Source organism: Neisseria sp. HMSC074B07, assembly GCF_001810355.1.
Lineage (GTDB): Bacteria > Pseudomonadota > Gammaproteobacteria > Burkholderiales > Neisseriaceae > Neisseria.
In genome coordinates, this window is the sequence record NZ_KV800985.1 from 1 (window position 1) to 26,701 (window position 26,701).

The 26,701-nt window shown below is 53.4% G+C and carries 24 protein-coding genes and 1 other RNA gene; 19 read left to right on the top strand and 6 right to left on the bottom strand.

The annotated features are described in order from the left end of the window. Positions 1-64: 64 nt before the first annotated feature. A complete protein-coding gene (gshA, locus tag HMPREF2726_RS12145; RefSeq protein WP_009311424.1) occupies positions 65-1,417 on the bottom strand; it encodes a glutamate--cysteine ligase in 1,353 nt (450 codons plus the stop codon). 267 nt (positions 1,418-1,684) lie between these two features. On the opposite strand from gshA, the gene leuC reads away from it, so the two are divergent. From leuC to HMPREF2726_RS12195, 11 genes are all read left to right on the top strand, one after another. Further along, a complete protein-coding gene (gene leuC / locus HMPREF2726_RS12150) occupies positions 1,685-3,094 on the top strand; it encodes a 3-isopropylmalate dehydratase large subunit (RefSeq protein ID WP_070442467.1) in 1,410 nt (469 codons plus the stop codon). Between the two features lie 96 nt (positions 3,095-3,190). Further along, on the top strand, positions 3,191-3,412 hold the full coding sequence (locus HMPREF2726_RS12155; protein WP_029609583.1) for a lipoprotein: 222 nt from the start codon (positions 3,191-3,193) through the stop codon (positions 3,410-3,412). 216 nt (positions 3,413-3,628) lie between these two features. Further along, entirely contained in the window at positions 3,629-3,766 is a 138-nt protein-coding gene (locus tag HMPREF2726_RS12160) for an entericidin A/B family lipoprotein (protein ID WP_003742168.1), read from the top strand. A gap of 32 nt (positions 3,767-3,798) precedes the next feature. After that, positions 3,799-3,936, top strand: coding sequence for a lipoprotein (locus tag HMPREF2726_RS12165; protein WP_009311431.1), 138 nt, complete (start codon positions 3,799-3,801; stop codon positions 3,934-3,936). A 76-nt stretch (positions 3,937-4,012) separates the two neighbouring features. Beyond that, positions 4,013-4,654, top strand: a complete 642-nt coding sequence (gene leuD / locus HMPREF2726_RS12170) for a 3-isopropylmalate dehydratase small subunit (RefSeq protein WP_003742170.1) — start codon at positions 4,013-4,015, stop codon at positions 4,652-4,654. Between the two features lie 132 nt (positions 4,655-4,786). Next, positions 4,787-5,512 (top strand): SH3 domain-containing protein, encoded by a 726-nt coding sequence (locus HMPREF2726_RS12175; protein ID WP_039405808.1) that lies wholly within the window; start codon positions 4,787-4,789, stop codon positions 5,510-5,512. Positions 5,513-5,547: 35 nt separating this feature from the next. Then, positions 5,548-6,009, top strand: coding sequence for a NanQ anomerase/TabA/YiaL family protein (locus tag HMPREF2726_RS12180; protein ID WP_003777836.1), 462 nt, complete (start codon positions 5,548-5,550; stop codon positions 6,007-6,009). A gap of 102 nt (positions 6,010-6,111) precedes the next feature. Next, positions 6,112-6,243 carry a hypothetical protein gene (locus HMPREF2726_RS14845; RefSeq protein WP_003777834.1) on the top strand — a complete coding sequence of 44 codons (132 nt, stop codon included), beginning with the start codon at positions 6,112-6,114 and terminating at the stop codon, positions 6,241-6,243. Between the two features lie 10 nt (positions 6,244-6,253). Then, positions 6,254-7,324 (top strand): 3-isopropylmalate dehydrogenase, encoded by a 1,071-nt coding sequence (gene leuB / locus HMPREF2726_RS12185; RefSeq protein WP_003777832.1) that lies wholly within the window; start codon positions 6,254-6,256, stop codon positions 7,322-7,324. Between the two features lie 349 nt (positions 7,325-7,673). Beyond that, the gene (locus HMPREF2726_RS12190) at positions 7,674-8,237 is read left to right on the top strand and encodes a YceI family protein (RefSeq protein WP_009311439.1); all 564 of its coding nucleotides are present in this window, start codon (positions 7,674-7,676) and stop codon (positions 8,235-8,237) included. A gap of 148 nt (positions 8,238-8,385) precedes the next feature. Beyond that, positions 8,386-8,952, top strand: a complete 567-nt coding sequence (locus HMPREF2726_RS12195; RefSeq protein ID WP_009311441.1) for a peptidylprolyl isomerase — start codon at positions 8,386-8,388, stop codon at positions 8,950-8,952. 104 nt (positions 8,953-9,056) lie between these two features. Here HMPREF2726_RS12195 and HMPREF2726_RS12200 read toward each other — a convergent pair whose 3' ends face one another. Next, positions 9,057-10,448: a nucleobase:cation symporter-2 family protein gene (locus tag HMPREF2726_RS12200; RefSeq protein ID WP_009311443.1), complete on the bottom strand. Its 1,392-nt coding sequence runs from the start codon at positions 10,446-10,448 to the stop codon at positions 9,057-9,059. A gap of 379 nt (positions 10,449-10,827) precedes the next feature. Here HMPREF2726_RS12200 and dapA point away from each other — a divergent pair, with 379 nt between their 5' ends. After that, complete coding sequence (gene dapA / locus HMPREF2726_RS12205) at positions 10,828-11,709, top strand: 4-hydroxy-tetrahydrodipicolinate synthase (protein ID WP_009311445.1); 882 nt, start codon at positions 10,828-10,830, stop codon at positions 11,707-11,709. Positions 11,710-11,789: 80 nt separating this feature from the next. Beyond that, positions 11,790-12,917 (top strand): outer membrane protein assembly factor BamC, encoded by a 1,128-nt coding sequence (bamC, locus tag HMPREF2726_RS12210; RefSeq protein ID WP_009311447.1) that lies wholly within the window; start codon positions 11,790-11,792, stop codon positions 12,915-12,917. A gap of 923 nt (positions 12,918-13,840) precedes the next feature. Here bamC and HMPREF2726_RS12215 read toward each other — a convergent pair. Beyond that, positions 13,841-17,674, bottom strand: a complete 3,834-nt coding sequence (locus HMPREF2726_RS12215) for a DUF3683 domain-containing protein (RefSeq protein WP_009311449.1) — start codon at positions 17,672-17,674, stop codon at positions 13,841-13,843. Between the two features lie 333 nt (positions 17,675-18,007). Here HMPREF2726_RS12215 and ffs point away from each other — a divergent pair. Next, positions 18,008-18,104: signal recognition particle sRNA small type (gene ffs / locus HMPREF2726_RS12220), an RNA gene on the top strand. A gap of 148 nt (positions 18,105-18,252) precedes the next feature. On the opposite strand, the gene HMPREF2726_RS12225 is transcribed toward ffs, so the two are convergent. From HMPREF2726_RS12225 to folB, 3 genes are all read right to left on the bottom strand, one after another. Continuing rightward, positions 18,253-19,134 (bottom strand): DMT family transporter, encoded by an 882-nt coding sequence (locus tag HMPREF2726_RS12225; protein WP_009311451.1) that lies wholly within the window; start codon positions 19,132-19,134, stop codon positions 18,253-18,255. A gap of 295 nt (positions 19,135-19,429) precedes the next feature. Then, the gene (locus tag HMPREF2726_RS12230) at positions 19,430-19,963 is read right to left on the bottom strand and encodes an NUDIX hydrolase (protein WP_003760014.1); all 534 of its coding nucleotides are present in this window, start codon (positions 19,961-19,963) and stop codon (positions 19,430-19,432) included. 158 nt (positions 19,964-20,121) lie between these two features. Beyond that, positions 20,122-20,472 carry a dihydroneopterin aldolase gene (folB, locus tag HMPREF2726_RS12235; RefSeq protein WP_003762738.1) on the bottom strand — a complete coding sequence of 117 codons (351 nt, stop codon included), beginning with the start codon at positions 20,470-20,472 and terminating at the stop codon, positions 20,122-20,124. Between the two features lie 56 nt (positions 20,473-20,528). On the opposite strand from folB, the gene plsY reads away from it, so the two are divergent. The 5 genes from plsY (at position 20,529) to HMPREF2726_RS12260 (ending at position 26,596) form a co-directional block, all read left to right on the top strand. Then, positions 20,529-21,140, top strand: a complete 612-nt coding sequence (gene plsY / locus HMPREF2726_RS12240; RefSeq protein ID WP_009311454.1) for a glycerol-3-phosphate 1-O-acyltransferase PlsY — start codon at positions 20,529-20,531, stop codon at positions 21,138-21,140. Positions 21,141-21,303: 163 nt separating this feature from the next. Next, on the top strand, positions 21,304-22,755 hold the full coding sequence (locus HMPREF2726_RS12245) for a patatin-like phospholipase family protein (RefSeq protein ID WP_009311456.1): 1,452 nt from the start codon (positions 21,304-21,306) through the stop codon (positions 22,753-22,755). 66 nt (positions 22,756-22,821) lie between these two features. Beyond that, a complete protein-coding gene (locus HMPREF2726_RS12250) occupies positions 22,822-23,565 on the top strand; it encodes an epoxyqueuosine reductase QueH (protein WP_009311458.1) in 744 nt (247 codons plus the stop codon). Between the two features lie 146 nt (positions 23,566-23,711). Further along, positions 23,712-24,935, top strand: coding sequence for a nicotinate phosphoribosyltransferase (gene pncB / locus HMPREF2726_RS12255; RefSeq protein ID WP_009311459.1), 1,224 nt, complete (start codon positions 23,712-23,714; stop codon positions 24,933-24,935). A gap of 419 nt (positions 24,936-25,354) precedes the next feature. Next, complete coding sequence (locus HMPREF2726_RS12260) at positions 25,355-26,596, top strand: NAD(P)/FAD-dependent oxidoreductase (RefSeq protein WP_009311460.1); 1,242 nt, start codon at positions 25,355-25,357, stop codon at positions 26,594-26,596. Positions 26,597-26,701 lie beyond the last annotated feature (105 nt).

Here is a 26,701-nt window from a genome sequence, read left to right on the forward strand (position 1 = left end):
ATTTGGGGGCCAGTTCAGTTTTCAGACGACCTTTACTATTTTAAATAATCAGACCAAACACGCTTTACGGAGCGGTTTGCTCCAACTCAAGCGCGGCGGCAAGCAGCGACAGGCGCGCCATTACGCCGTAAACGTAGAGGCGGTTGTGTTCGTTGTCCACGTCGCAATCTTTTTCAGAGCGCGGCATGCCGAGCGAGTCCCATTGTTCGAATACGCGTTTACAGGCTTCGGGGGCTTCTTGGGAGTTGTCGCCGCTGCCGGTGGGGATGCTATTGGACAGCGGGACGAATACCATGCCGCCGGCGTTGAGGTTTTCGTCCGCGCCGCGTCCTTCGTGTACGCGGAAGAAGCCGCCGATAACGAAACGGTCCATCATATAAACGACGGGTTCGCACACGGCGCCGTTCATGGTTTCATAGGTATAAATGCCTTCTTGGACAATCACTTCGCTGACTTCCAAGCCTTCTTTCACCTTCGCCATTTTGTTGCGGTTTTTGCGGTTCAACCCGCGCACTTCGTCGGCGGATTTGATGCTCATCACGCCCATGCCGTAAGTACCTGCGTCGGCTTTGACGATAACGAAAGGCTGGTCGGCAATGCCCAATTCGTCGTATTTGGCTTGAATTTTCGCCAGCACGCGTTCTACCGCTTCCGCCAACGCGTCTTCACCTTCGCGCTCTTGGAAGTCCAAACCGCCGATTTTTTCGAAATACGGGTTAATCTGCCATTCGTCGATGTCAATCAGCTTGGCAAATTCGGCGGCGACTTGGTTGTATGCGCTGAAATGTTCTGTTTTGCGGCGCGTCGTCCAACCGCCGTGCAGCGGAGGCAATACGGTTTGGCTGATGTCTTTGAGAATATCGGGAACGCCCGCGGACAAGTCGTTGTTCAACAAGACGACGCAAGGCGAGAAGCCGTCGGCAAGATGGACGCGCTCGCGGGTACGCAATAAAGGTTCCAGCAGGATTTTGTCGCCTAACGCGGTTTCAAACTCGGTCGGTTCGGTAACTTCCGGATTCAGGCTGCCCAAACGGACTTCATACCCTGCCGAGCGCAAAATCTCGCTGAGTGCGTAAACGTTTTGCAGGTAAAACGTGTTGCGGGTATGGTTTTCGGGAATAATCAATACGGATTTTGCCGTTTCGCAAGCACGCTGAACCGCATCTTGCGCCGCGACTGCCGCCAGCGGGATGAAATTCGGATTCAGGTTGTTGAAACCGCCGGGGAACAAGTTCATATCAATAGACGAAATTTTGTAACCGGCATTGCGGATGTCGACCGAACCGTAAAACGGCGGGCGGTGCGCGTTCCATTGCGAACGGAACCATGCTTCGATTTTAGCGTGGTTGCACAAGATTTTCGCTTCAAACGCCTGAAGTTGCGACAGATGTTCGGCAGCCATAACCGGTAATTTCATTCTCTATACCTCTGTTGTCGGATGTGGGATACGGATGGAAATGATAGTGCTTTTTTAGGCGGTACGACAAGCATTGTTTCAAATAAAATACCTCTTTTTGTCAACAATTCTACAATTTGTCTAATTTTTGAAAGTTATTTTTAGATTTTTATGTGAAAAAGTAGAAATTAGACAAATTTCTATTGCGCTACCCCTGCAAAAAGCCTAAAATCCGCCCATCAAAACAAACCATCTACTCCTATTATTAATAAGCAAAGATAACCCATCATGAGCGCACAAACCCTATACGACAAACTCTGGAACAGCCACGTCGTCCGCGAAGAAGAAGACGGCACTGTCCTGCTCTACATCGACCGCCATTTAGTGCACGAAGTCACCAGCCCGCAAGCGTTTGAAGGCCTGAAAATGGCGGGACGCAAGCTGTGGCGTATCGACAGCGTCGTCTCCACCGCCGACCACAACACCCCGACCGGCGATTGGGACAAAGGCATCCAAGACCCGATTTCCAAGCTTCAAGTCGATACTTTGGACAAAAATATCAAAGAGTTCGGCGCACTCGCCTACTTCCCGTTCATGGATAAAGGTCAAGGCATCGTTCATGTTATGGGGCCGGAACAAGGCGCAACCCTGCCCGGCATGACCGTCGTCTGCGGCGACTCGCACACCTCTACCCACGGCGCGTTCGGCGCGCTGGCACACGGTATCGGCACTTCCGAAGTCGAACATACTATGGCAACCCAGTGTATTACCGCGAAAAAATCCAAATCCATGCTGATTGCCGTTGAAGGTCGTCTGAAACCGGGCGTTACCGCCAAAGACGTCGCCCTCTATATCATCGGACAAATCGGTACGGCAGGCGGTACGGGCTATGCCATCGAATTCGGCGGCGAAGCCATCCGCAGCCTTTCGATGGAAGGCCGCATGACCCTGTGCAACATGGCGATCGAAGCAGGAGCGCGCTCCGGCATGGTTGCCGTCGATCAAACCACCATCGACTATGTTAAAGACAAACCCTTCGCTCCTAAAGGCGAAGCATGGGACAAAGCCGTCGAATACTGGCGCACGCTGGTTTCCGACGAAGGCGCAGTATTCGACAAAGAATACCGTTTCAAAGCCGAAGACATCGAACCACAAGTAACATGGGGCACATCGCCTGAAATGGTTTTGGACATCAGCGGCAAAGTACCGAATCCTGCCGAAGAAACCGATCCCGTCAAACGCAGCGGCATGGAACGCGCCCTCGAATACATGGGCTTGGAAGCCGGCACACCGCTGAACGAAATCCCCGTCGACATCGTATTCATCGGCTCCTGCACCAACAGCCGCATCGAAGACTTGCGCGAAGCCGCCGCCGTCGCCAAAGGCCGTAAAAAAGCCGACAACGTACAGCGCGTGTTAATCGTTCCCGGCTCCGGCTTGGTTAAACGGCAGGCGGAACAGGAAGGTTTGGACAAAATCTTCATCGACGCCGGTTTCGAATGGCGCGAACCAGGCTGCTCAATGTGCCTCGCCATGAACGCCGACCGCCTCACTCCGGGTCAACGCTGCGCCTCCACTTCCAACCGCAACTTCGAAGGCCGCCAAGGCAACGGCGGGCGCACGCACTTGGTCAGCCCCGCTATGGCTGCTGCCGCGGCGGTCAACGGACGCTTTACCGACATCCGTACCATGGCATAATCTTTCAGACGACCTTGCATAACCACCAAAGGCCGGCTGTAACCACTATCTCCGCGCAAAGGAGATTCTCCAACTCTTAAATCAAGGAATCCAATGATGAACAAACTGTTGATAACCACCCTTGCTGCCCTTACCCTGGCTGCCTGCTCCAGCACTTGGTCCGGAGCGAAAGATGACGCCAGCCGCAACTGGGATAAAACAGAAAACGCTGCCGAGCGCGGCTGGGACAAAACCAAAGCTGCCGTGAAAAAAGGCGGTAACGCTGTTGGCCGCGGCATGACCCATGTCGGCGAAAAAATTGAAGAAGCTACTGAATAAACTGCTATCTTTACACAAGGCTGCCTAAAATATATTTTCAGGCAGCCTACTACGCAAACAATAAGAGTTATAAAAACCTTTACTCAAACCACCGTTTATATTCATGTAACTCCGCATTTTTTCATTTATACCAACTATTGCCTTTTGTGAAGATGCCGAATATTATTAGTAATACAGTAACACAGACTGTACTTTTCAAACTATTAGGAGCTTCAAATGAAAAAATTCGCCCTCATTGCTTTGACCGCTATGACCTTGCTGTCTGCCTGCAATACCATTTCCGGCATGGGCAAAGATGTCAGCGCCGCCGGTAACGCAGTCAGCGGTTCCGCTGAGTCTGTAAAAAATTACTAATCCAAAATCCAATTTCACGCAGGAATCCATACATGAAGAAATTTGCCTTGATCGCTCTGACCGCGATGACCTTGCTCTCTGCCTGCAACACTATTTCAGGCGTAGCTAAAGACGTCAGCGCCGCCGGTACTGCTGTCAGCAATACCGCTGAAAATGTCAAAACCTACTGACTAAACAAAATTTAAACGTAAATGCCCCGGAAATCGGGGCATTTTATAATCCTCGACAAACGAAAAAGTACAGAACATGAAAGCCTTTACCAAAATCACCGCCATCGTCGCCCCGCTCGACCGCAGCAACGTCGATACCGACGCCATCATCCCCAAACAATTTTTAAAATCCATCAAACGAAGCGGCTTCGGTCCCAATGCCTTTGACGAATGGCGTTACCTCGACCACGGTGAACCGGGCATGGACAACAGCAAACGCCCGCTGAACCCCGATTTCTCGCTGAACCAGCCGCGTTACCAAGGCGCGCAAATCCTGTTGACGCGCAAAAACTTCGGCTGCGGCTCCTCGCGCGAACACGCCCCTTGGGCATTGGACGACTACGGTTTCCGCGCCGTCATCGCCCCCAGCTTCGCCGACATCTTCTTCAACAACTGCTACAAAAACGGTCTCCTGCCCATTGTGTTGACTGAAGAACAAGTTGACCAGCTTTTCAAAGAAGTCGAAGCCAACGAAGGCTATCAGCTCTCCATCGACCTTGCCGAACAAACCCTGACCACACCTAGCGGCGAGACGTTCAAATTCGACATTACCGAACACCGCAAACACTGCCTCTTAAACGGTTTGGACGAAATCGGCTTGACCCTGCAACATGCCGACGAAATCCGCGATTTCGAAGAAAAACGCCGCCAAAGCCAGCCTTGGCTGTTTAACGGTTGATAAACGATGAGGTCGTCTGAAAACGAGTGTAGCGAATTTTCAGACGACCTCTTTTATTAACACACAATCAGATCGTTACTCTTTACCATCATATTTGAAAAACATACCCAACAATTTCACACACACAACACCATGAAAAAAATTATCCTGCTCCCTATACTTTTTATCAGCCTCGCCACACATGCGGAATTCTCAGAAATTCAAGATCCTGACGGATACAGTAACTTACGCGAACAACCGAACACCCAAAGCCGAATCCTGACCAAAATTCCAAACGGCACTCATGTTTATACCCCCGAGATGGAGGGAAAGCTTCATTTAGAACACGGTTGGCAGATGACCTACGATTTGCGCGGCAAAAAAAGCCTGGATGGCTGGGTGCATACTTCGCGACTGATTCCGTTGTCGCGTTATGAAAGCATCCCCGTTACGGCTACTGCCGACGGTTTTACCTGTCAAAAAAACGGCATGGGCGTGCGCATTAAATCGGAACGTTTCAACTATAAGAAAGAAAAACATCTGTTTACACACGATCAATACGGACTCTCCCATTATCGCGGAAAAGAAATGTTCGGCACTGACGGTACAATTCCATTCAGCCACTATCGTGAAATTGCCTTTTTCCGCAACGGTAAAACACAAATCGCCCCCCGAGCCCAATATGACCACCTGTTCGACCCATATTTTGAAAAGGCAGGCGATAATACGCAACTGAGCCACTGTTACTACCGCGCTAAAGACGACACCCTTTTCTTAACGACCGTCATCGGAGATGGTGCCGCCTATACCGAAGTCTTATTTGTCTTCCGGCAAGGCATCTTGAAGAACGTATTGGCTTCGCTACACCCTGAGGTTTAATTTTCAGACGGCCTTTTTATCTCTTTCTGCAAAACATGATTACCGACACCATCACCAACGCCGCCCGCTACGCCGCGCTGCACCCCGACTTTGCCGAAGCCTTCCGCCTGCTGCAAAGCCTGGATTTGGCCGCCCTGCCCGACGGCCAAGTGCCGTGTGCAAATCCCAATATCCGCCTCTTTGTCGGCAGCGAACCGATGAGGAGCAAAGCCGAAGCCAAGCCCGAAGCGCATTTGAAACACATCGACATCCAAGTCCCCATCAGCGGGGAAGAAACCTACGGCTGGATAGACAGGGGTCGTCTGAAAAACGGTTTGGGCTACGACGAAAAGCGCGACATCGAATTTTTCGACTGCGAACCGGAAACCTGGCTCACGCTCCAACCGGGCGAGTTCGCCCTCTTCTTTCCCAACGACGCGCACGCCCCACTGGTGGGCGAAGAAAAGTCCATACGCAAAGCCGTCTTTAAAATCCGTATCGAAGCAGAACGCTACTGATTTCCTTCGCCTTCGCAAATACTGTAAAACTCGGCTACATCGCCCATCGCGTTCCCGACGAATCCGCCTGCATGATTTCCACGCAGCTTTCTCGATGCCGCAATGGTACAATCAGCCTCGTTCAAACAAACCGACCTGCAAACAGACACAAAAGGTCGTCTGAAAACACCATCCTTACAAATGGAAAACGCTTCGCCGTTTTCAGACGACCTCCCCTTTTCCAAACCCTCATAAGGATTTTGCCATGACCAAACATATCGCCATCCTCCGAGGCGACGGCATCGGCCCCGAAATCGTCGCCGAAACCGTCCGCGTACTCGACAAACTCATCGCCCAAGGCTTGGACGCCGGCTACGAATACGCCCCATTGGGCGGCGAAGCCTACGACGAATACGGCCATCCCTATCCCGAATTCACGCAAAACCTCTGCCGCAAAGCCGATGCCGTCCTGCTCGGCGCGGTCGGCAGCCCGCAATACGACAATCTCGACCGCCCGCTGCGTCCTGAGCGCGGACTATTGGCAATCCGCAAAGACCTGAACCTGTTTGCCAACCTGCGCCCCGCCATCCTCTACCCCGAGCTTGCCAACGCCTCCACGCTCAAACCCGAAATCGTCGCAGGCCTCGACATCCTCATCGTGCGCGAACTCACCGGCGACATCTACTTCGGCGAACCGCGCGGCATCCGCGTTTTGGAAAACGGCGAACGCGAAGGCTACAACACCATGAAATACAGCGAAAGCGAAATCCGCCGAATCGCCCACGTCGCCTTCCAATCCGCCCAAAAACGCAGCAAAAAAGTCTGCTCCGTCGGCAAAGCCAACGTCTTGGAAACCACCGAACTCTGGCGCGAAATCTTTGAAGAAATCGGCAAACAATACCCTGACGTCGAACTCTCCCACATGTATGTGGACAACGCCGCCATGCAGCTCGTGCGCGCGCCCAAACAATTCGACGTCATCGCCACCGGCAACATCTTCGGCGACATCCTCTCCGACGAAGCCTCCATGCTGACCGGATCCATCGGTATGCTGCCCTCCGCCTCGCTGGACGAAAACGGCAAAGGCCTGTACGAACCGTCACACGGCTCTGCTCCCGACATCGCCGGACAAAACAAAGCCAACCCACTTGCCACCATCCTCTCGCTCGCCATGCTGCTGCGTTACAGCCTGAACGACGAAGCCCGCGCGCAACAAGTCGAAAGCGCCGTCCAAAAAGTGCTGCAACAAGGCTTGCGCACCGGCGATATTTACGAAGAAGGCACAAAACTCGTTTCCTGCTCCGAAATGGGAGATGCGGTACTCGCCGCCTTGTAAAAGGTCGTCTGAAAACCAAAAGCGCGGATAACTCCGCGCTTTTTTCATTAGAGCTGTCGACATTTAATTTTCCCGGTGGATTTTTGTTCACAAAGCGGAAGATTCAAGATGGAAACCGCAACAAGGTTGGACACCTTGTGAGGATTTCCAACATGGAAGATGCCGCTTTAGGAATAAAAAGACACGGAAACTATTGAATGTCGACAGCCCCTAGTATTGCTCTTCTCAGTTTTCAGACGACCCCATCATCAAATCCAAGTAAATCCACCGTTCACCTTTAAGAAATGATATGCATTCTTTCCTATGTTAAGATAAACGTCTTTATAACCTCATACAAAGGACGACCATCATGAAAAAAATCATCTTCGCCGCACTCGCAGCAGCAGCCATCGGTACTGCCTCAGCCGCCACCTACAAAGTGGACGAACACCACGCCAACGCCCGTTTCGCCATCGACCACTTCAACACCAGCACCAACGTCGGTGGTTTCTACGGTCTGACCGGTTCCGTTGAGTTCGACCAAGCAAAACGCGACGGTAAAATCGACATCACCATTCCCATTGCCAACCTGCAAAGCGGTTCGCAACACTTCACCGACCACCTGAAATCCGCCGACATCTTTGACGCCGCCAAATACCCGAACATCCGCTTTGTTTCCACCAAATTCAACTTCAACGGCAAAAAACTGCTCTCCGTTGACGGCAATCTGACCATGCACGGCAAAACCGCCCCCGTCAAACTCAAAGCCGAAAAATTCAACTGCTACCAAAGCCCGATGGCGAAAACCGAAGTCTGCGGCGGCGACTTCAGCACCACCATCGACCGCACCAAATGGGGCGTGAACTATCTGGTTGATGCAGGCATGACCAAAACCGTCCGCATCGACATTCAACTCGAAGCTGCCAAACAATAAGCCGCGGCGCAACACAAAAGGTCGTCTGAAACGAAGCTTGCTGTATCCGTTTTCAGACGACCTTAAAATATTTCACAACGCCTTTTAGAGATTTCACATAAAATCCGCGATAATAACGTTTAATTTTCACACTACGAGAAACATTCAAATGAACAAAATCCTCAAACTCACTTTCGCCGCCCTTGCCCTTGCCGCAGCCTTCAACGCCCAAGCCGAGACACACGCCGTCATCGAAACCAATATGGGCAACATCAGCCTGTCGCTCGACGAAACCAAAGCACCGAAAACCGTCGCCAACTTCGTCAACTACGCCCGCAAAGGCTTTTACGACAACACCGTCTTCCACCGCGTTATCGACGGCTTCATGATTCAAGGTGGCGGCTTTACCCCTGATCTTGCCCAAAAAGCCACCGACAAAGCCATCAACAACGAAGCGGACAACGGCTTGAAAAACACCGTCGGCACCATCGCCATGGCGCGTACCGGCGATCCTAATTCCGCCACCAGCCAGTTCTTCATCAACACTGCCGACAACGCATTCCTCGACTTCAAAAACAAAACCCCGCAAGGCTACGGCTATGCCGTCTTCGGCAAAGTGACTTCGGGCATGGATGTCGTGCAGCAAATCAGCAAAACCCCGACTGCAACACGCGGCTTCCATCAAAACGTCCCCGTCAAACCGGTCATCATCAAGCGTGTAACCATCGGCAAATAAATCGTAAACCGACTTCTTCGACAGAATACGGTTTCAATCCAAACCCAATAGAAAAGGTCGTCTGAAAATCAAATTTCAGACGACCTTTTTGTCTAGCTTGAAACTTAATGCTCCAACCCCTCGGTATCGATTTTGACGACTTTATCGGTTTTATCCTCCGGCAAAAGCAGGTTCAGGATAACTGCCGTGATGCCGCCGGCGGAAATGGAGTTTTGGAACAAAACGGGCAGGTTCTTAAACACTTCCTGCTCAAACGCCACACCCAAGCCCAAACCGACCGACGTTGCCGCAATCACCGCCTCGCGCCTGCGGATACCGTGGCTGACCAAAATCCGCACGCCCGCAATCGCAATCAAGCCAAACATCAAAACCATCGCACCGCCAAGAACCGGACTCGGAATCGTCGTAAACGCGCGTCCGACGACGGGGAATAAACCCAACAGCACCAAAATCACGGCAATATATTTGCCCACATGACGAGAAGCCACGCCGGTCATCTGAATCACGCCGTTGTTTTGCGCAAAAGTCGTCAACGGCAGCGAACCCAAAGCAGTGGCGATGACAGATACCAAGCCGTCCGCCAACACGCCGCCGCGCAGGCGTTTGGTGTATTCCTCGCCTTCAATCGGCTGGTCGGACACCATTGCCGTCGCGGTCAAATCGCCGACCGCCTCAAACACGCTCAACAGGAAAATCGCACCCGCCACAATAAATGCGTGCCAGTCAAAAGCAAAACCATATTTAAACGGTACGGGCAGCGTAACCAACGGCAGGTTTTGCAGCGCGGAAAAATCCACCTTGCCCAAAAACAGCGCGACGATGTAGCCGACAATCAACCCGACTGCGATGCCGCTCATACGCAGCAGCGGATTTTTCATGCAGTTGAATATCAACACAATCAGCAACACCAGCGACGCCAGCCCCAAGTTTTCCATCGAGCCGAACGTGCCGTCCGCCTTCGCGTCGAAGCCGCCGCCGAAATCGGTAATGCCGACGTGTACCAAACTCAGACCAATCAGCATCACGACCACGCCGCTGACCGTTGGTGTAATCACTTTTTTCAAATACGGCAAAAGCCATGCCGAGAAACACACCAAAAACGCGCCGACAAACGATACGCCCAACAGCGTCGAAATCATCACATCCTCAGTCAAACCGCCCTCTTTCATCCCCGCGCCCAGCACAATCATGACGGTAACGAACGAGAAATTCACAGACTGGATAGACAGCATCCCCGAACCGACCGGCCCGAAGCGGTTGACCTGCAAATAAGTGCCGACACCCGACGCAACCATCGCCATCGACACGAGATACGCCGTCATCTCAACCGGCAATTCCAGCGCGCGGCCCACAATCAGCGCAGGCGTAATCATCGGCACAAAAATCGCCAGAAGATGCGTTATCGCGCTTAATAAGGCATTTCCGAATGGCGGCTTGTCTTCCAAACCGTACACCAAATCAGGCGAATCCGCCTGTTTTTTCATTGTTCCAGCCATTGCAGTCTTCCTGTCCGCCATGAAGCGTTAAAAATTTTTAAGAAACGAAATTGTAGCGAATCAAAGATTCCTTATCAATTCAAATACTCCAGCGCAAAAACATCTTCAGTTGCCCAAACTCAAATTTCTTTGAATTTCCGCTCCAAGCAATCCCTCATTTTCAGGCAGCCTTCATACGCTTAACACATTTTAATTCTTGACAGCACTTCCACCGCCAAAAACCAATAATTTTATGATTATAAAAAATATTATTTATTAAGATATGATAGCCCTTAAGCCTGTAAACCAGCCGTCCGGCCGATATGTTTCACACAAACAACAAAGTAAGCTACAATCCGAAGCATAATCGACCTCACACAATGAATAAAAAGGTTTCCGTATGTTACAAGGTAGCTTGGTTGCCCTGATTACACCCATGAATCAAGACGGCAGCATCCATTACGAACAACTCCGCGATTTGATCGATTGGCACATCGAAAGCGGTACCGACGGCATCGTCGCCGTCGGTACGACAGGCGAATCCGCCACCCTCTCCGTCGAAGAACATTTAAGCGTAATTGAAGAAACGGTCAAACACGTCAACAAGCGCGTTCCCGTTATCGCCGGCACCGGCGCCAACAACACCCTAGAAGCCATCGCGCTCTCCCGCGCCGCCGAAAAAGCCGGCGCAGACTACACCCTTTCCGTCGTCCCCTATTACAACAAGCCCTCCCAAGAAGGCATTTACCAACATTTCAAAACCATCGCCGAAGCCACTTCGATTCCGATGATTATCTACAACGTACCCGGTCGCACCGTCGTCAGCATGACCAACGACACCATCCTGCGCCTTGCCAAAATCCCGAATATCGTCGGCGTCAAAGAAGCCAGCGGCAATATCGGCAACAATCTCGAACTGATCAAACACGCGCCCGAAGGCTTCACCATCCTTTCCGGTGACGACCCAACCGGTCTGCCCTTCATGCTCTGCGGCGGACACGGCGTCATCACTGTTGCCGCCAATGTCGCCCCCAAACTCTTCGCCGACATGTGCCGCGCCGCCCTTGCAGGAGATATTGCGACCGCTCGTCAATTAAATGACCGCCTGATTCCGATTTATAACACTATGTTCTGCGAACCAAGCCCTGCCGCGCCCAAATGGGGCGTATCCGCGTTGGGCAAATGCGAACCTTATGTCCGCCTGCCGCTCGTTTCCCTGACCGAAGCCGGACAGGCAAAAGTCCGCGCCGCATTGCAAGAATCCGGACAACTCACCGCATAAACCGCAAAGGTCGTCTGAAAACCGTTTCCAAGTTTTCAGACGACCTGCCGTTAACCCATCACATCCCACAGGAAACCAATATGACCTATATGAAACCTGTCGTCGTAGCAATCGCCCTGATCAGCATGACCGCTTGTTCGGGCAACAAAAAAGACCTGCCCAAGCTGGATTACCAAACCCAGACCCGCAAAATCGTCAAATTAGAAGTACCGCCTGATTTGAACAATCCCGATCAAGGCAACCTCTATCAAGTACCCGCCGGCAGCGGTGCCGTCCGTGCCAGCGATTTGAGCCGCCGCACATCGGCAACCCAACAAGCCGCCAATTCTGAAGTCCTCAAATCCGTCAAAGGCGTCCGTTTGGAGCGTGACGGCAACCAACGCTGGGTTGAAGTCCAAGGCAAATCCCCTGCCGAAATTTGGCCTCTGTTGAAAGCATTCTGGCAAGAAAACGGCTTCGACATCAAATCCGAAGAACCCGGCATCGGTCAAATGGAAACCGAATGGGCCGAAAACCGCGCCAAAATCCCGCAAGACGGTCTGCGCCGCCTCCTGGACAAAGTCGGTATGGGCGGTGTCTATTCCACCAGCGAGCGCGATAAATTCATCATCCGCATCGAACAAGGCAGAAACGGTACAACCGACATCTTCTTTGCCCACAAAGGCATGAAAGAAGTTTACGCCGACAAGAAAAAAGACACGACCATGTGGCAGCCTGCCGCCAACGACCCAAATCTTGAAGCCGCCTTCCTCGCACGCTTCATGCAATACTTGGGCGTTGACCAGCAACAAGCTGAAAACGCGCTGACCCAAAGCGTTGCCAAACGCAGCGGCAACGATTTGGCTCGAATCGACGGCAACACCCTGCTCGTCTCCGGCGACTACGGCCGCAACTGGCGCCGCACCGCGCTCGCCCTCGACCGCATCGGCTTGAATGTCTTGGGTCAAAACATCGAACGCCACGCCTTCTTGGTTCAACAGGCGCCTAACGAAAGCGACGCCGTTTCCACGAAAAAACCGGGCTTCTTCGGCCGTATGCTGGGCAAAGGCAAAAAAGTCGAGAAACCTGCCGCCTACCCCGAGATCATCGTATTCGTCGAGCCTGTCAACGGCGGTTCGCGCATCAGCCTCTTGAACAAAGACGGCAGCGCATACAAAGGCAGCGATGCCTCTACGCTCCTCAGCCGCCTGCATACAGAACTGCGTTAAGCAATCCGATGTCACAACAGGTCGTCTGAATTTGAATCTAAACTGCGCCTCAAATCTCGGACGCCCGTAAAAGCCTATTCAGGCGCTCCCTATTAAGCCGGGTTCTGTATAAACAGGACTCGGCTTTTTCCATCTCAAATTGCAACGCTCCCGTTTGCAGCAATCCATACAACCATCCGCCTGCTTCATCCGCCTTTAAGCAGTATCATGCTGATCGGGATATCACGCTACTCGTTGCTTCAACGGCAACCTGCCCTTCCCTATCTGGCGGGGTATTTAGCATGTTCTGATTATGAGAAGAGGTCGTCTGAAACCAAATTTTCAGTTTCAGACGACCTTTTACCGTATCAGCAACCTTGTCCCTTCCCCCGTCCTGCGGGGGAAGGTTAGGATGGGGGTGGCTTCGCGGCTTTAGGCAAAATCAAATTGGTGCAGCCCGTAAAGCCACCCTCTCCCCAACCCTCTCCCGCCGGACGGAAGAGGGGGCAGGTTGCGCGTCGTGGCATAGATTTCTGTCTGGCTACCGTCATTCCCGCCCCCGCCTACGCATAGTGGATTTAATTTAAATCAGGACAAGGCGACGAAGCCGCAGAGTACAGACAGTACAGAACCGATTCACTTTGGTGCTTCAGCACCTTAGAGGAATCGTTCTCTTTGAACTAAGGCGAGGTAACGCCGTCGGTTTAAATTTAATCCACTATAAAAATGCACCCTGACGGCTGGAGGGTACAGCCTTCAGGGTGCCATTCAAACTGTTTTCATCTGTTTAAAACGTAGTGGTCGTCTGAAAATCGGATTGACTGTTCGGCGCATTGTATTAAGGGTTCGGCAAACTCTTCTCCAACCTTCCAAAGTCTCTCCGCCGATTTAATGAATGACGGTTTTCAGACGACCTTTGAGGTCGTCTGAAAACCGTACAATCCTTACAGCAACACTTTCTCCACGCCGCCGTTGTTGGCTTTTTTTACAAACTCGTCCAGCCAGTTTTCGCCGAGGATGTGTTTCGCCATTTCGATAACGATATAGTCGGCGGGCATGTCGTTGTCGTCGGCGTAGCGGCTCAGACCTTGCAGGCAGGCGGGGCAGGTGGTGAGCATTTTAACGGGTTCGCCCTGCGGCAGCTCTTTGAGGTTTTTCTCGATTTCTTCCTGTTTGCGGAATTTGACTTGGGTGGCGATGTCGGGGCGTTTGACGGCGAACATGCCGGATTCGCCGCAGCAGCGGTCGCTTAAGACGACTTTCTGCCCCATGAGGCTGCTTGCCATTTGGGTGGCGTTCATGGTTTTGATGGGCGTGTGGCAGGGGTCGTGATAGAGGTATTGCTGACCTTGTACGCCGTTCAGTTGCACGCCTTTTTCGAGCAGGTATTCGTGGATGTCGATGATGCGGCAGCCGGGGAAGATTTCTTCGAAGCGGTATTTTTCGAGCTGGTCGTAGCAGGTGCCGCAACTGACGACGACGGTTTTGATGTCGAGGTAGTTGAGGGTGTTCGCCATGCGGTGGAAGGCGACGCGGTTGTTGGTACTCATCTGCTCGGCTTTTGCCTTGTTGCCGCCCGCGTCCTGCGGATAGCCGCAACACATATAGCCGGGCGGCAGGACGGTTTGTACACCGACGTGCCAGAGCATGGCTTGAACGGCGAGTCCGATTTGGCTGAACAGGCGTTCGGAACCGCAGCCGGGGAAGTAGAACACGGCTTCGGCATCTTCCGGCGCGGCGGGATTGCGGATGATGGGGATGCTTTTATCGTCTTCTATGCCGAGCATGGAGCGCGGTGTTTTGGCGGGCACGCTTTTGGGCAAAGGACGGTTGATGAAGTGGATGATTTGTTCTTTGACCGGAGCGGTGCCGACGGTGGCTTTGGGTTCGGCTTTTTGTTTTTTGGTACCGACGGGCAGGAGTTTGCCGATTTTGTAGGCGAAATTCTGCGCGGGGAAACCGGTCTGTATCATGGCAGCGCGCAGGGCTTTGATGGTTTTAGGACCGGTGGCGTTCAAAAATGCCATGCCCATCGATGCGGCGGGGGCGAAGCGTTTGTGGCCGGAGTCGGCAAGGTAGTTGCGGATGGCTACGGTAACGTCGCCGAAGTCGATGTTGACGGGACAGGGTTTGACGCAGCGGTGGCACACGGTGCAGTGGTCGCCGATGTCCATGAGTTCTTCGAAGTGTTTGATGGAAACGCCGCGGCGGGTTTGCTCTTCGTATAAAAACGCTTCGGTCAACAGCCCCACGCCGAGGATTTTGTTGCGCGGGCTGTACAGCAGGTTGGCACGCGGGACGTGGGTGGAGCAGACGGGTTTGCATTTGCCGCAGCGCAGGCAGTCTTTGACGGAATCGGCGATGGTGCCGAGGTCTGATTTTTCCATAATCAGCGATTCCGCACCCAACAGCTCGAAGGACGGCGTGTAGGCGTTGCGTAAGTCCGAGCCTTTCATCAGTTTGTGACGGTTGAAGGTGTGTTTGGGGTCGACTTGGTTTTTGTAGTCCCAAAACGGTTGCAAATCTTCATCGGTTAGGAATTCGAGCTTGGTGATGCCGATGCCGTGTTCGCCCGAAATCACGCCGCCGAGCGAGCGGGCGAGCTTCATGATGCGTTCGACCGAGCGGTAGGCGGTTTGAAGCATTTGGGCGTCGTCAGAATTGACGGGGATGTTGGTGTGGACGTTGCCGTCGCCCGCGTGCATGTGCAGGGCGACGAAGACTCTGCCGCGCACGGTTTTGGCGTGGATTTTGCCCAAGCCTTCGATGATTTTGGTGTCGGTTTTACCGCTGAAGATTTCGGCGAGCGGTTTCATTACGTCGTCTTTGACGGACACGCGCAGGCGGAAATCGCGGAAGGCGGTGAAACAGCTCTCGTCGTCTTTGGCTTCGGGCGCGGCATGGACGGCTGCGCCGTAGCGGGCTTTGTAGTCGGCAAGCGGCGTATCCAGATGGGCGAGCAACCAGTCCCAACGCTCTTTGACGGCGGAAACGTGGGCAAGGGCGTGTTTGCCGCGTTCGCCCAAAAGTTCGGCGGTCGGCAGGTCCGTGCCCATTTTGTCGATGGGGAGTTTGCCCGAAAGATATTGCTCCAATGCGGCGCACAGGGTGAGTTTGTTTTGGATGGAAAGCTCGATGTTGATACGTTCGATACCGTCCGAATACTCGCCCAGCCGTTCCAGCGGAATCACCACGTCTTCGTTGATTTTAAAGGCGTTGGTGTGTTTGGCGATGGCGGCGGTGCGGCTGCGGTCGAGCCAGAAGGTTTTGCGCGCTTCGGGCGACACGGCGATAAAGCCTTCGCCGTCGCGGGCGCGGGCGAGTTCGCAGATGTGTTCGGCGGCGGCCTGTACGGCGGCTTCGTCGTCTGAAACCACGTCCGCCAACAAGACCATTTTCGGCCGCCCCTTGCCTGCCGCTTTAGTGGCGTAGCCGACGGCGCGGACATAACGCCAGTCCAAATGCTCCAAACCTGCCAGCCGCACGCTTTCATGGGCGAGCAAGAAGTCGCGGATTTCGACGATAGAAGGCGTAGCGGTGGCGACCGTGCCGAAAAACTCCATACACACGGTGCGCGTGTATTTCGGCATTTTATGCAACACGAAAGCGACGCTGGTGATGATGCCGTCCGTGCCTTCTTTCTGCACGCCGGGCAGGCCGCTCAAGAATTTGTCGGTAACGTCTTTGCCCAAACCGACTTTGCGGAATTTGTGGCCGGGGATTTCCAAGCGTTCGGTTTTAACGATATTGATGCCGTCTGAATCCAGCGTGTGAATGTCGAACACGGCGGTTTCTTCATCGTGAATTTTGCCGAAATTGTGGCGCACGCGCTCGATACGCAGCCATTCGCCCTGCGGGTTGACCATCTGCCAGTAGGCGAGGTTGTCCAACGCCGTTCCCCACAGCACGGCTTTTTTACCGCCTGCGTTCATCGCCACATTGCCGCCCACGCAGGACGCGTCGGCGGAAGTCGGATCGACGGCGAACACCAAACCCGCCTGATGCGCGGTTTCTTCCACCCGTCGCGTTACCACACCCGCGCCGCAATGGATAATCGGATGTTTGCCGTCCAAGCCCGCCAGTTCGACAAATTCGACGCCGCGATGCTTGTCCAGTTTTTCCGTATTGATGACCGCGCTGTTTGCATCCAGAGGCACGGCGCCGCCGGTATAACCTGTGCCGCCGCCGCGCGGGATAATGACCAAATCCAGCTCGATTAAGGCGCGCACCAAAGGAGCAACTTCCGCCTCTGTGTCGGGATTGACGACGACAAACGGATATTCGACGCGCCAGTCGGTCGCATCGGTAACGTGCGTTACCCGCGCCAGCCCGTCAAACATAATATTGTGCGGCTTGGTGATTTTGCTCAAACGCTCCAAAATCTGCCGCCGCTTTTGGCGCGTTTCGTCAAAGCTGCCGTCAAAACGCTCGACCGCCTTTTCCGCCGCCGCCACCAATACATCAACTTTCGGATTGTCGTCGCGGCGTTTGCGGATTTCGTTCAACCGGTGGCGCATTTCTCGCACCAGCGCGGCACGGCGTTTCGGGTGCTCCAGCAAATCATCGACCAGATACGGATTGCGCACGACCACCCAAATATCGCCCAACACTTCAAACAACATCCGCGCCGAACGCCCCGTCCTGCGCTGTCCGCGCAAGTCCTGCAGAATCTGCCACGCCTCATCGCCCAACAGGCGGATGACGATTTCGCGGTCGGTGTAGGAAGTATAGTTGTAGGGAATTTCCCGAATACGCTGCGGGGCGGTAGTCGTGGTCATGGTGGCGGTGTGTCCGTATGATTATTGGTACGGCGAAACTGCGGAAAGCTGCGGCATGATTTCGCCGTATTTTTATGAAAAGGTCGTCTGAAAGTGCAGCTTCAACGAAGTTAAAATGATTTTTGAAACAATCAGACAACTCGTTGGAAAAGCGATAATGTAGTTTAAATTCCGATGTTTTTCAACGGAAAAGGCGAAAAATGTTTCAATAGGAATAATTTTCAAAAAGGCGAATATTGTTGACAATTTAAAGGTAAAAAGACTTTTCAGACGACCTTCGACGACGCCGCGCTTGAGTTTTCCCGTAAAACAGTTATAATGCCACTCTCTTACGGCGGGTCTCCCCGCATGGTAATTCGGAACACCGGGTCAGGGGCGGAAGCCAGCAGCCCACTCCGATGCATCAGTGCCGGGGGTCTGGCTCGCCACCCTATTAAAAAACACCGAAGATTGATTGGTCTTCGGTGTTTTTGCTTTTGTAGAATCCGGGATGGGAAAAAGGTCGTCTGAAAATCTATTGAATGCACCTACTCGAATAACGGCAAGTCATCGCATCCGTTTGTGACGGTAAGGCAACATCAAACAGCTTTCTCGTTGGCACGCCCTAAGTAAATGGCAATCAGGGTCAACACGGTGCCGCTCCATTGGAGGGCGTTAATCGGTTTGTCCAACCAAAAATAGTCGATCAGCAAGGCGGCAACAGGTTCGGAGAGCAACAGTAGTCCGGTCAGCGAGAATGATAATAATGGAATGGCATAGGCTATCATGCCCCATGCGAAACACTGCATCACCGCACCGTAAATCAATACCAGCCCAATATCGCGCATGGTGGCGGGATAGAGGGCGTAACTGTCAAACAGGATGGACGGAATGATGAGGGATAACGCGCCGCCAAAGCTCAAAATCATCATCATGGGGAACAGGGAAGTTTTCTCGATTTGGTGGGTTTTGTGGATACACGCCATAGACAATGCGAGCATCCCGCCCGAAGTGATGCCGCTGATAAAGCCCCAGACGGCGTTGCCGTTGTGTCCGAACTCAGGGCTGCCGATAAGGGCGACGCCGCTGATGGCGAGAATGAGGCTGAACATTTGCGATTTGCTCAAGCGTTCGCCGAAAAAGAAGAAACCGATGGCGGAGAGGAAAAATATCTGCAAGCTGTTGAGCAAGGTGGAAATACCGGGACCGACGGCGTGTATGCTTTCGTGCCACAGCGACAGGTCAAATGCCAGAAACACGCCGGAGAGCATGGCGGTGTAGATGGCTTTTCTGCTTTTGGGCAGTTTTTGCCCGAAGAGGCGCGACAGCAGCCAGAAAATCACCGCCGCTATCGCCAGCCGCCAAAATGCGATAGCGTAAGAGCCGACGTCGACAAATTTGACAATCAAGCTGCCCAATCCGAAAACGACGCAGCCGACGACCAGCAAAGGGGCGGCATGCGAATGATGCGGCTTATTCATAACGTTCTCTATTCTCTTTGTTTTATAGTGGATTAACTTTAAACCAGTACGGCGTTGCCTCGCCTTGGCTCAAAGAGACATTCTCTAAGGTGCTGAAGCACCAAGTGAATCGGTTTCTGTACTGTCTGTACTGTCTTGCGGTTTCATCGCCTTGTCCTGATTTAGTTAAGCCACTATAGTAGGCGGATTTGAAATCCGTCGGTTTTATGGGTATTGCTATACAGCCGGTTTGCAGAAAGGTCGTCTGAAAACGTGCAACCTGCTTTTCAGACGACCTTTTTACCTTCTTTTCACATCAATCCTGCATCAGCCAATATTGCAAGCCGATTAGGGTTTTGCCGTCTTTGATTTCGTTGTGTGCCAAAGCGGTGCGGGCTTCTTCCTTGCTCATCAGGACGGTTTCGGTGATTTCGTCTTCGTCGTTGCTCAGAGTGCTGCCGAGGCGCACGCCTTCTGCTTGGTAGAAGTACATTTTTTCGTCGCAGAAGCCGATGGCGGTGTAGAAGCTGCTGATGAGTTTGACGCGGTCGGCGGTGTACGGGGTTTCTTCCGCCAGCTCGCGCAGGGCGCATTCGGCGGGGTCTTCGCCTGCATCGAGTTTGCCGGCGGGAAGCTCGAGCGTGGCAGCGTCTGCGGCGTAACGCCATTGGCGTACGAGCACGGCTTTGCCCTCTTCGGTAACTGCCAAAACGCAGGCCGCGCCGGGATGGCGGATGACGATGCGCTGGCTTTCGTTACCGTTGGGCAGGCGGACTTTGTCGCGGTTGATGGTAACAAATGAGCCTTGATAAATCGGCTCGCTGCTGAGTTTGGTTTCTTTCAAATCCATTTGCGTGTTCTCTTTGTAAAGTTTGATACGGGGTCGTCTGAAAATCGGGAATGGGTTTTAACTTCGTTTGGAGCCGAGCTTTCAGACGACCTCTTGAGTCATGAAAAGGCTCGTCTGAAAGGGAGCGAAGCGGGTTTCGCTAAACCGTTTGTGCTGCTTTAAACCCTGCTGCGTTCGATTTCAATGCCGACTTCTTTGACATCGGGCAGGATGCCGGGCTTGATGATTTTGACGCGCACACTCAACGCGCCGAAATTGTCGAGGATGAGCTTGGCGATGTGTTCCGCCAATGATTCGAGCAAGAGGAAGCTTTGTTCGGCAAGGCTTGCCCTGACGGCTTCGCAGACTTCGCCGTAGTGGACGGTATTGCCGATGTGGTCGTCTTGACCGCTTTGTTCGGGGATGCCGATGTCCAAGTCCAAAATCAGGGTTTGGGGGCGTTCGCGTTCCCAGTCGTACACGCCGATTAAGGTGTCCGCCTTCATGCCGCGTAAAAAGATTTTGTCCATTTGCCTGCCTGTTTTTTTGATAAAATGAGCGTCCCATTTTAAGTAAAGCATCTGAAATGTTCAATGTATCCGCCGTTATCGCGGCTTATTTAATCGGTTCGTTGTCGTTTGCCGTCATTGTTTCCAAATATTACGGCATGGACGATCCGCGTACTTACGGCTCGGGCAACCCCGGCGCGACCAATGTTTTGCGCAGCGGCAAGAAAAAAGCGGCGGCGCTGACTTTGCTGGGCGACGCGCTCAAAGGTTTGGTGGCGGTGGTTTTGGCACGCTGCCTGCAAGATGCTTTGAATCTGTCGGACATCGCCATAGCGGCGGTTGCCGTCGCCGCGTTGGTCGGACATATGTGGCCGCTGTTTTTCGGCTTTAAAGGCGGCAAGGGCGTGGCGACGGCGTTGGGCGTATTGCTGGCGCTTTCTCCTGCAACGGCTTTGGTTTGCGCGGCAATTTGGCTGGTGATGGCGTTCGGCTTTAAAGTGTCCTCACTTGCCGCGCTCGCCGCCACCGTAGCCGCGCCGCTCGTCGCCTTCTGGCTGATGCCCTACCCTTCTTGGGCTTGGGCGACCGTCGTCATCGCCGTGCTGGTGTTGTACCGCCATAAAAGCAATATCCAAAACCTGCTTCAAGGCAAAGAAGGCAAAATCGGAGACAAGGCGGACAAGCCTTAAACCTGATTTTATTTTTCAGACGACCTGTCCGATTTCGGAATGAACCAAGGTCGTCTGAAAACCTTTCAATCTACGCTGCGGCATCGCCTTAACCCGCCGGCAGGTATCGAAAACCGATTTAATCCATTATAATCAAGCTCTTTTGTTTCACGACCAAACTTCCATGCCGAAACGCCCGTTCAAAACCGTCCTGACCGCCTTTACCTTGGCCGCGCTGTCTGCCTGCTCGCTGGTCAAGTACCAGCCTGTCGCCACCATCAATAAAATTGATATGAACCAAGGCTATCGTTTTGAAACCAGCCAGTTTCGGCGCGAAGAAGACGACACCTTCATCATCCTGATGCTCTCCGGCGGCGGAACACGCGCGGCGGCGTTGGGCTACGGCGTATTGGAACAGCTTCAGCAGCAAAAAGTTACCATCGGCGGCAAAAGCAAATCGCTGATGTCCAATGTCGATTTGGTGGTCGGCGTATCCGGCGGCTCCGTCCTCGCCGCCTACTTCGCGCTCAAAGGCGAAGAAACCATCCCCATGTTTTACAAGCGTTTCCTTCACCAAAACTTCCAACGCCAAGTCGTCAAGCAAGCCTTTTCCATGTCCAACCTGCCCCGCCTCGCCTCACCCGAATACGGACGCGGCGACCTCTTGCAGGAGCAGTTTGAAAACCACCTTTTCGGCAAAGCCACCTTCCGCGATTTGGAAATGCACGGCAAAGGCCCGTTCGCCATCATTTCCGCCACCGACATGGGCGCGGGCGAACGCCTGAACTTCACGCAAGAATATTTCGACCCCATGTGCATCGACTTGGGCAGATTGCGCCTGGCCCGCGCCGTTGCCGCCTCCAGCGCAGTGCCCATGATATTCGCCCCGATTACCCTCAACAACAACGGCGGCAACTGCGGCTACACCCTGCCGCCGCAGCTGCAAATGACCGGTCTTGAGTCCCAAAAGCAGCAAAACGCCACCTATCAAGAATTTAAAAACAGGTTCAACAAATACAGCGACAGCAAAACCCGACCCTACATCCACCTGATAGACGGCGGACTGACCGACAACCTCGGCATGCGCAGCCTCTTGGACATGACCGAAATGTATCCCGACAAAGTGTTGGAACAACAAATCCGCAGCCGTAACCTACGACACATCGTCGTCATCAGCGTCAACGCCCAAAACCAAATCAGCAGCAATATGGACAAAACCGCCGCCGTACCCGGATTCCGCGACGTCGTTACCGCCATCGTCAACATCCCCATCGACCAATACACCCAAGAATCCCAACGCCGCTTCCGTGCCTTCGTCGACAAACGCAACGAAACCAGCCGACAAAACGGCGACGGAATCAGCTTTTCCTTCGTCAGCCTCAACCTCAAAGACCTGCCGCCCTCCGCGTTGCGCGACAAAGTGTTAAACATCCCCACCAGCTTCTACCTCCCGCCCGAAGACGTGGACAACCTGCGGACTGCCGCGGCAGAGCTGATGAAACAGTCCCAAGACTACCAAAAACTGCTGCACGAATTTGCCGCACACCCCAACCCCGAAAGCATCTTCGCCGAGCCGCCGCCACCCGACCCCAAAGACGGCAAAGCAGCCAAAAAACAAAACAAACCCATCCCATAACGACATTTCAGACGACCCATAAAACCCAAAGGTCGTCTGAAACACCACAAACGGAACACCCCGATCATGAACGACAAAACCAGCCCCATCGTTACCGACATCAACCGCCCCGTCCTCGTCCCGCCCGGCGGCCATAAAAAAGTCCTGCTGCATTCCTGCTGCGCCCCGTGCAGCGGCGAAGTCATGGAAGCCCTGCTCGCCAGCGGCATCGACTACACCATCTACTTCTACAACCCCAACATCCACCCGCTCAAAGAATACATGTTGCGCAAAGAAGAAAACATGCGCTTCGCCGACAAATTCGGCATCCCCTTCATCGACAAAGACGACGACTACGAAAACGACCGCAAAGAATGGTTCGCCAAAGCCAAAGGCATGGAATTCGAACCCGAACGCGGCATCCGCTGCACCATGTGTTTCGACATGCGTTTCGAAAAAGCCTCCCAATACGCCCACGAAAACGGCTTCCCCGTCTTCACCAGCTCGCTGGGCATTTCCCGCTGGAAAAACATGGCGCAAATCAACGACTGCGGCCACCGCGCCGCCGCGCCCTACGACGACGTCGTGTATTGGGATTTCAACTGGCGCAAAGGCGGCGGCAGCGCGCGCATGATCGAAATCAGCAAACGCGAACACTTCTACCAGCAGGAATACTGCGGCTGCGCCTACTCCCTGCGCGACTCCAATGCCCACCGCAAATCGCAAGGCCGCATCCCCATCAAACTCGGCGTGCTGTACTACGGCGACGAGTCCACACAATACGAACCCTCGCCTGACGGACAGGCAGCCAAAATCGTTGTGGACAAATAATTGATGTCGGTTTTATATGAAGAAAAAGGTCGTCTGAAAGATTTCAGACGACCTTTTCAACATTCCCCCGATTAAAAAAAGTAACACCCGTCCGTCTAACCGTGTTCTAATAATGCTTTACATTTACGCTGAACGAGAGAAAAGCCATGACCGCACCTCAAACGCCCGTTATCCGCTCCCTGCTCGACACCGACCTGTACAAGTTCACCATGCTTCAGGTGATACTGCACCAATTCCCCCAAACCCACAGCCTTTATGAGTTCCGCTGTCGCAACAAAGACATGGTTTACCCGCTTGCCGACATCCAAAGCGACTTGGAACGAGAACTCGACGCGCTCTGCCAACTGCGCTTTACCCACTACGAACTCGACTACCTGCGCAGCCTGCGCTTCATCAAAAGCGACTTTGTCGACTATCTTGAACTCTTCCAACTCCAACGCCGCTTCGTCAAAGTCAGCCCCGACTCAGAAGGTCGTCTGAATATCCGCATCGAAGGCCCCATGATTCAGGCGATGTTCTTTGAAATCTTCATCCTCGCCATCGTCAACGAACTCTACTTCCGCCGTCTCGAAACCCCCGCCGTCATTGAAGAAGGCGAACGCCGCCTCCAAGCCAAAGCGCAACGCCTCAAAGAAATCTCCGCCGCGCAAAACCCCGACGATCCGCCGTTCCTCATCTCCGACTTCGGCACCCGCCGCCGCTATACCCTCGATTGGCAGGAACACGTCATCCGCACCCTGCTTGAAGCCGCCCCCGACATCGTGCGCGGTACCAGCAACGTTTATCTCGCCAAAAAAATCGGCATCACCCCCATCGGCACGATGGCACACGAGTTCCTCCAAGCCTTCCAAGCCCTCGATGTGCGCCTGCGCAATTTCCAAAAAGCCGCCCTCGAAAGCTGGGTACACGAATACCGCGGCGACCTCGGCATCGCGCTGACCGACGTGGTCGGCATGGATGCCTTCCTGCGCGACTTCGACCTCTATTTCGCCAAACTCTTCGACGGTCTGCGCCACGACAGCGGCGACCCTTATGTATGGGGCGACAAAGCGCACGCCCACTACAAAAAACTCAAAATCGACAGCCGCACCAAAATGCTGACCTTCTCCGACGGTCTGGACATCGAACGCTCGTGGGCGTTGCACCAATATTTCAAAGACCGTTTCAAAACCAGCTTCGGTATCGGCACCAACCTCACCAACGACATGGGCCATACCCCGCTGAACATCGTTTTGAAACTCGTTGAGTGCAACGGTCAGTCCGTCGCCAAACTCTCCGACTCCCCGGGCAAAACCATGACCACCAACAACACCTTCCTCGCCTACCTGCGTCAGGTGTTTGACGTTCCCGAGCCGAAGGCGGAGGATTGATTAACTGAAAAACGGCAAAAGGTCGTCTGAAAACCCAAAACTAAGGTTTTCAGACGACCTTTTCCATCAGACAAATTGTCAACACGACAATCATCCCAAGCCGCAATCCACCCCTACTCCGTTATAGGTTTCCTGTACGGCGGTTGCCGTCTTTTCTGCCTTTTCATTTATAGTGGATTAAATTTAAATCAGGACAAGGCCGACGAAGCCGCACAGTGCAGATAGTACAGAACCGATTCACTTTGGTGCTTCAGCACCTTAGAGGAATCGTTCTCTTTGAACTAAGGCGAGGTAACGCCGTCGGTTTAAAGTTAAGCCACTATAATTATGAAGATGCACTTGAAACCCATTTCAGATAAGTCTATTAAGGAGTAGAATAGCGACCGTTTTATTTTGTTATGTTTTGAAAGTATATTTAAATGTCCGCACCTCAATTCGATGTCGCCGTGATCGGCGCAGGTCCTGCAGGCTCGGTAGCATCCGCCCTGCTTCACAAAAAAGGTTATAAAGTCTGCGTATTGGAGAAACAGCACTTTCCACGCTTCGTCATCGGCGAAAGCCTGCTGCCGCACTGCATGGAAATGCTTGAAGAAGCCGGTTTTGTCGACGCCGTACACGCCGAACCCAGCTTTCAGTTTAAAAACGGCGCGGCGTTTTCATGGGGCAGCCGTTATACCGAATTTGATTTCACCGAAAAATTTTCAGACGGCCCCGGCACGGTTTACCAAGTGCGCCGCGGTATTTTCGACAAAATCCTGATTGACGAAGCCGCCAAGCAAGGTGTGGAAGTACGTTTCGGACACGGCGTGACCGCGTTCGACAACAGCGGCGACCTTGCCCGTTTGAGCGTGGAAGCCGACACGGGAGAGAGCTACGAGCTGACCGCGAAATTCGTATTGGACGCCAGCGGCTACGGCCGCGTGCTGCCGCGTTTGCTTGACTTGGAAACGCCGTCGCACCTGCCTCCGCGCCAAGCGCATTTCACCCACATCGACGACAACATCACCCACCCGAAATTCGACCGCAGCAAAATCCTGATTACCACCCATCCGCAACACCGCGACGTGTGGATTTGGCTGATTCCCTTCGGCGACAACCGCTGCTCTATCGGCGTAGTCGGCACGCCCGACGTACTCGCGGGCGAATCGGAAACGGTGTTGAAAAAATTTGTCTACGAATGCCCGATGCTGAAAGAAATTCTGGACAAAGCCGTCTGGGAAAACGACTTCCCGTTCCGCTCCATCCAAGGCTATTCCGCCAACGTAAAATCGCTGCACGGCAAGCATTTCGCGCTGTTGGGCAATGCCGCCGAGTTCCTCGACCCCGTGTTCTCATCAGGCGTAACCATCGCGCTGCACTCCGCCAAACTTGCCGCCGACCTGCTGGCGAAACAGCTTGAAGGCAACGCGGTGGACTGGGATGCCGAATTTGCCAAACCGCTGATGATCGGTGTGAACGCGTTCCGCACTTACGTCGACGGCTGGTACGATTTCCGCTTCCAAAACGTCGTGTACGCGCCCAACCGCAGCCCTGAAATCAGCCGCATGATTTCTTCCATTTTGGCAGGCTACGCATGGGATACTGAAAATCCGTTCGTAGCAAAATCCGAACAGCGCCTGTCCACGCTGGCAGCTTTGGTCGGCGATCTGCAAATCGAATAAAGGGGCAGCCGACGCCCTTTCACAACCGCTTCCGCCCCAGTGCGCCAATCGTTATCCACCGGGGCAAGCTGTTTTATAGTGGATTAACTAAATCAGGACAAGGCG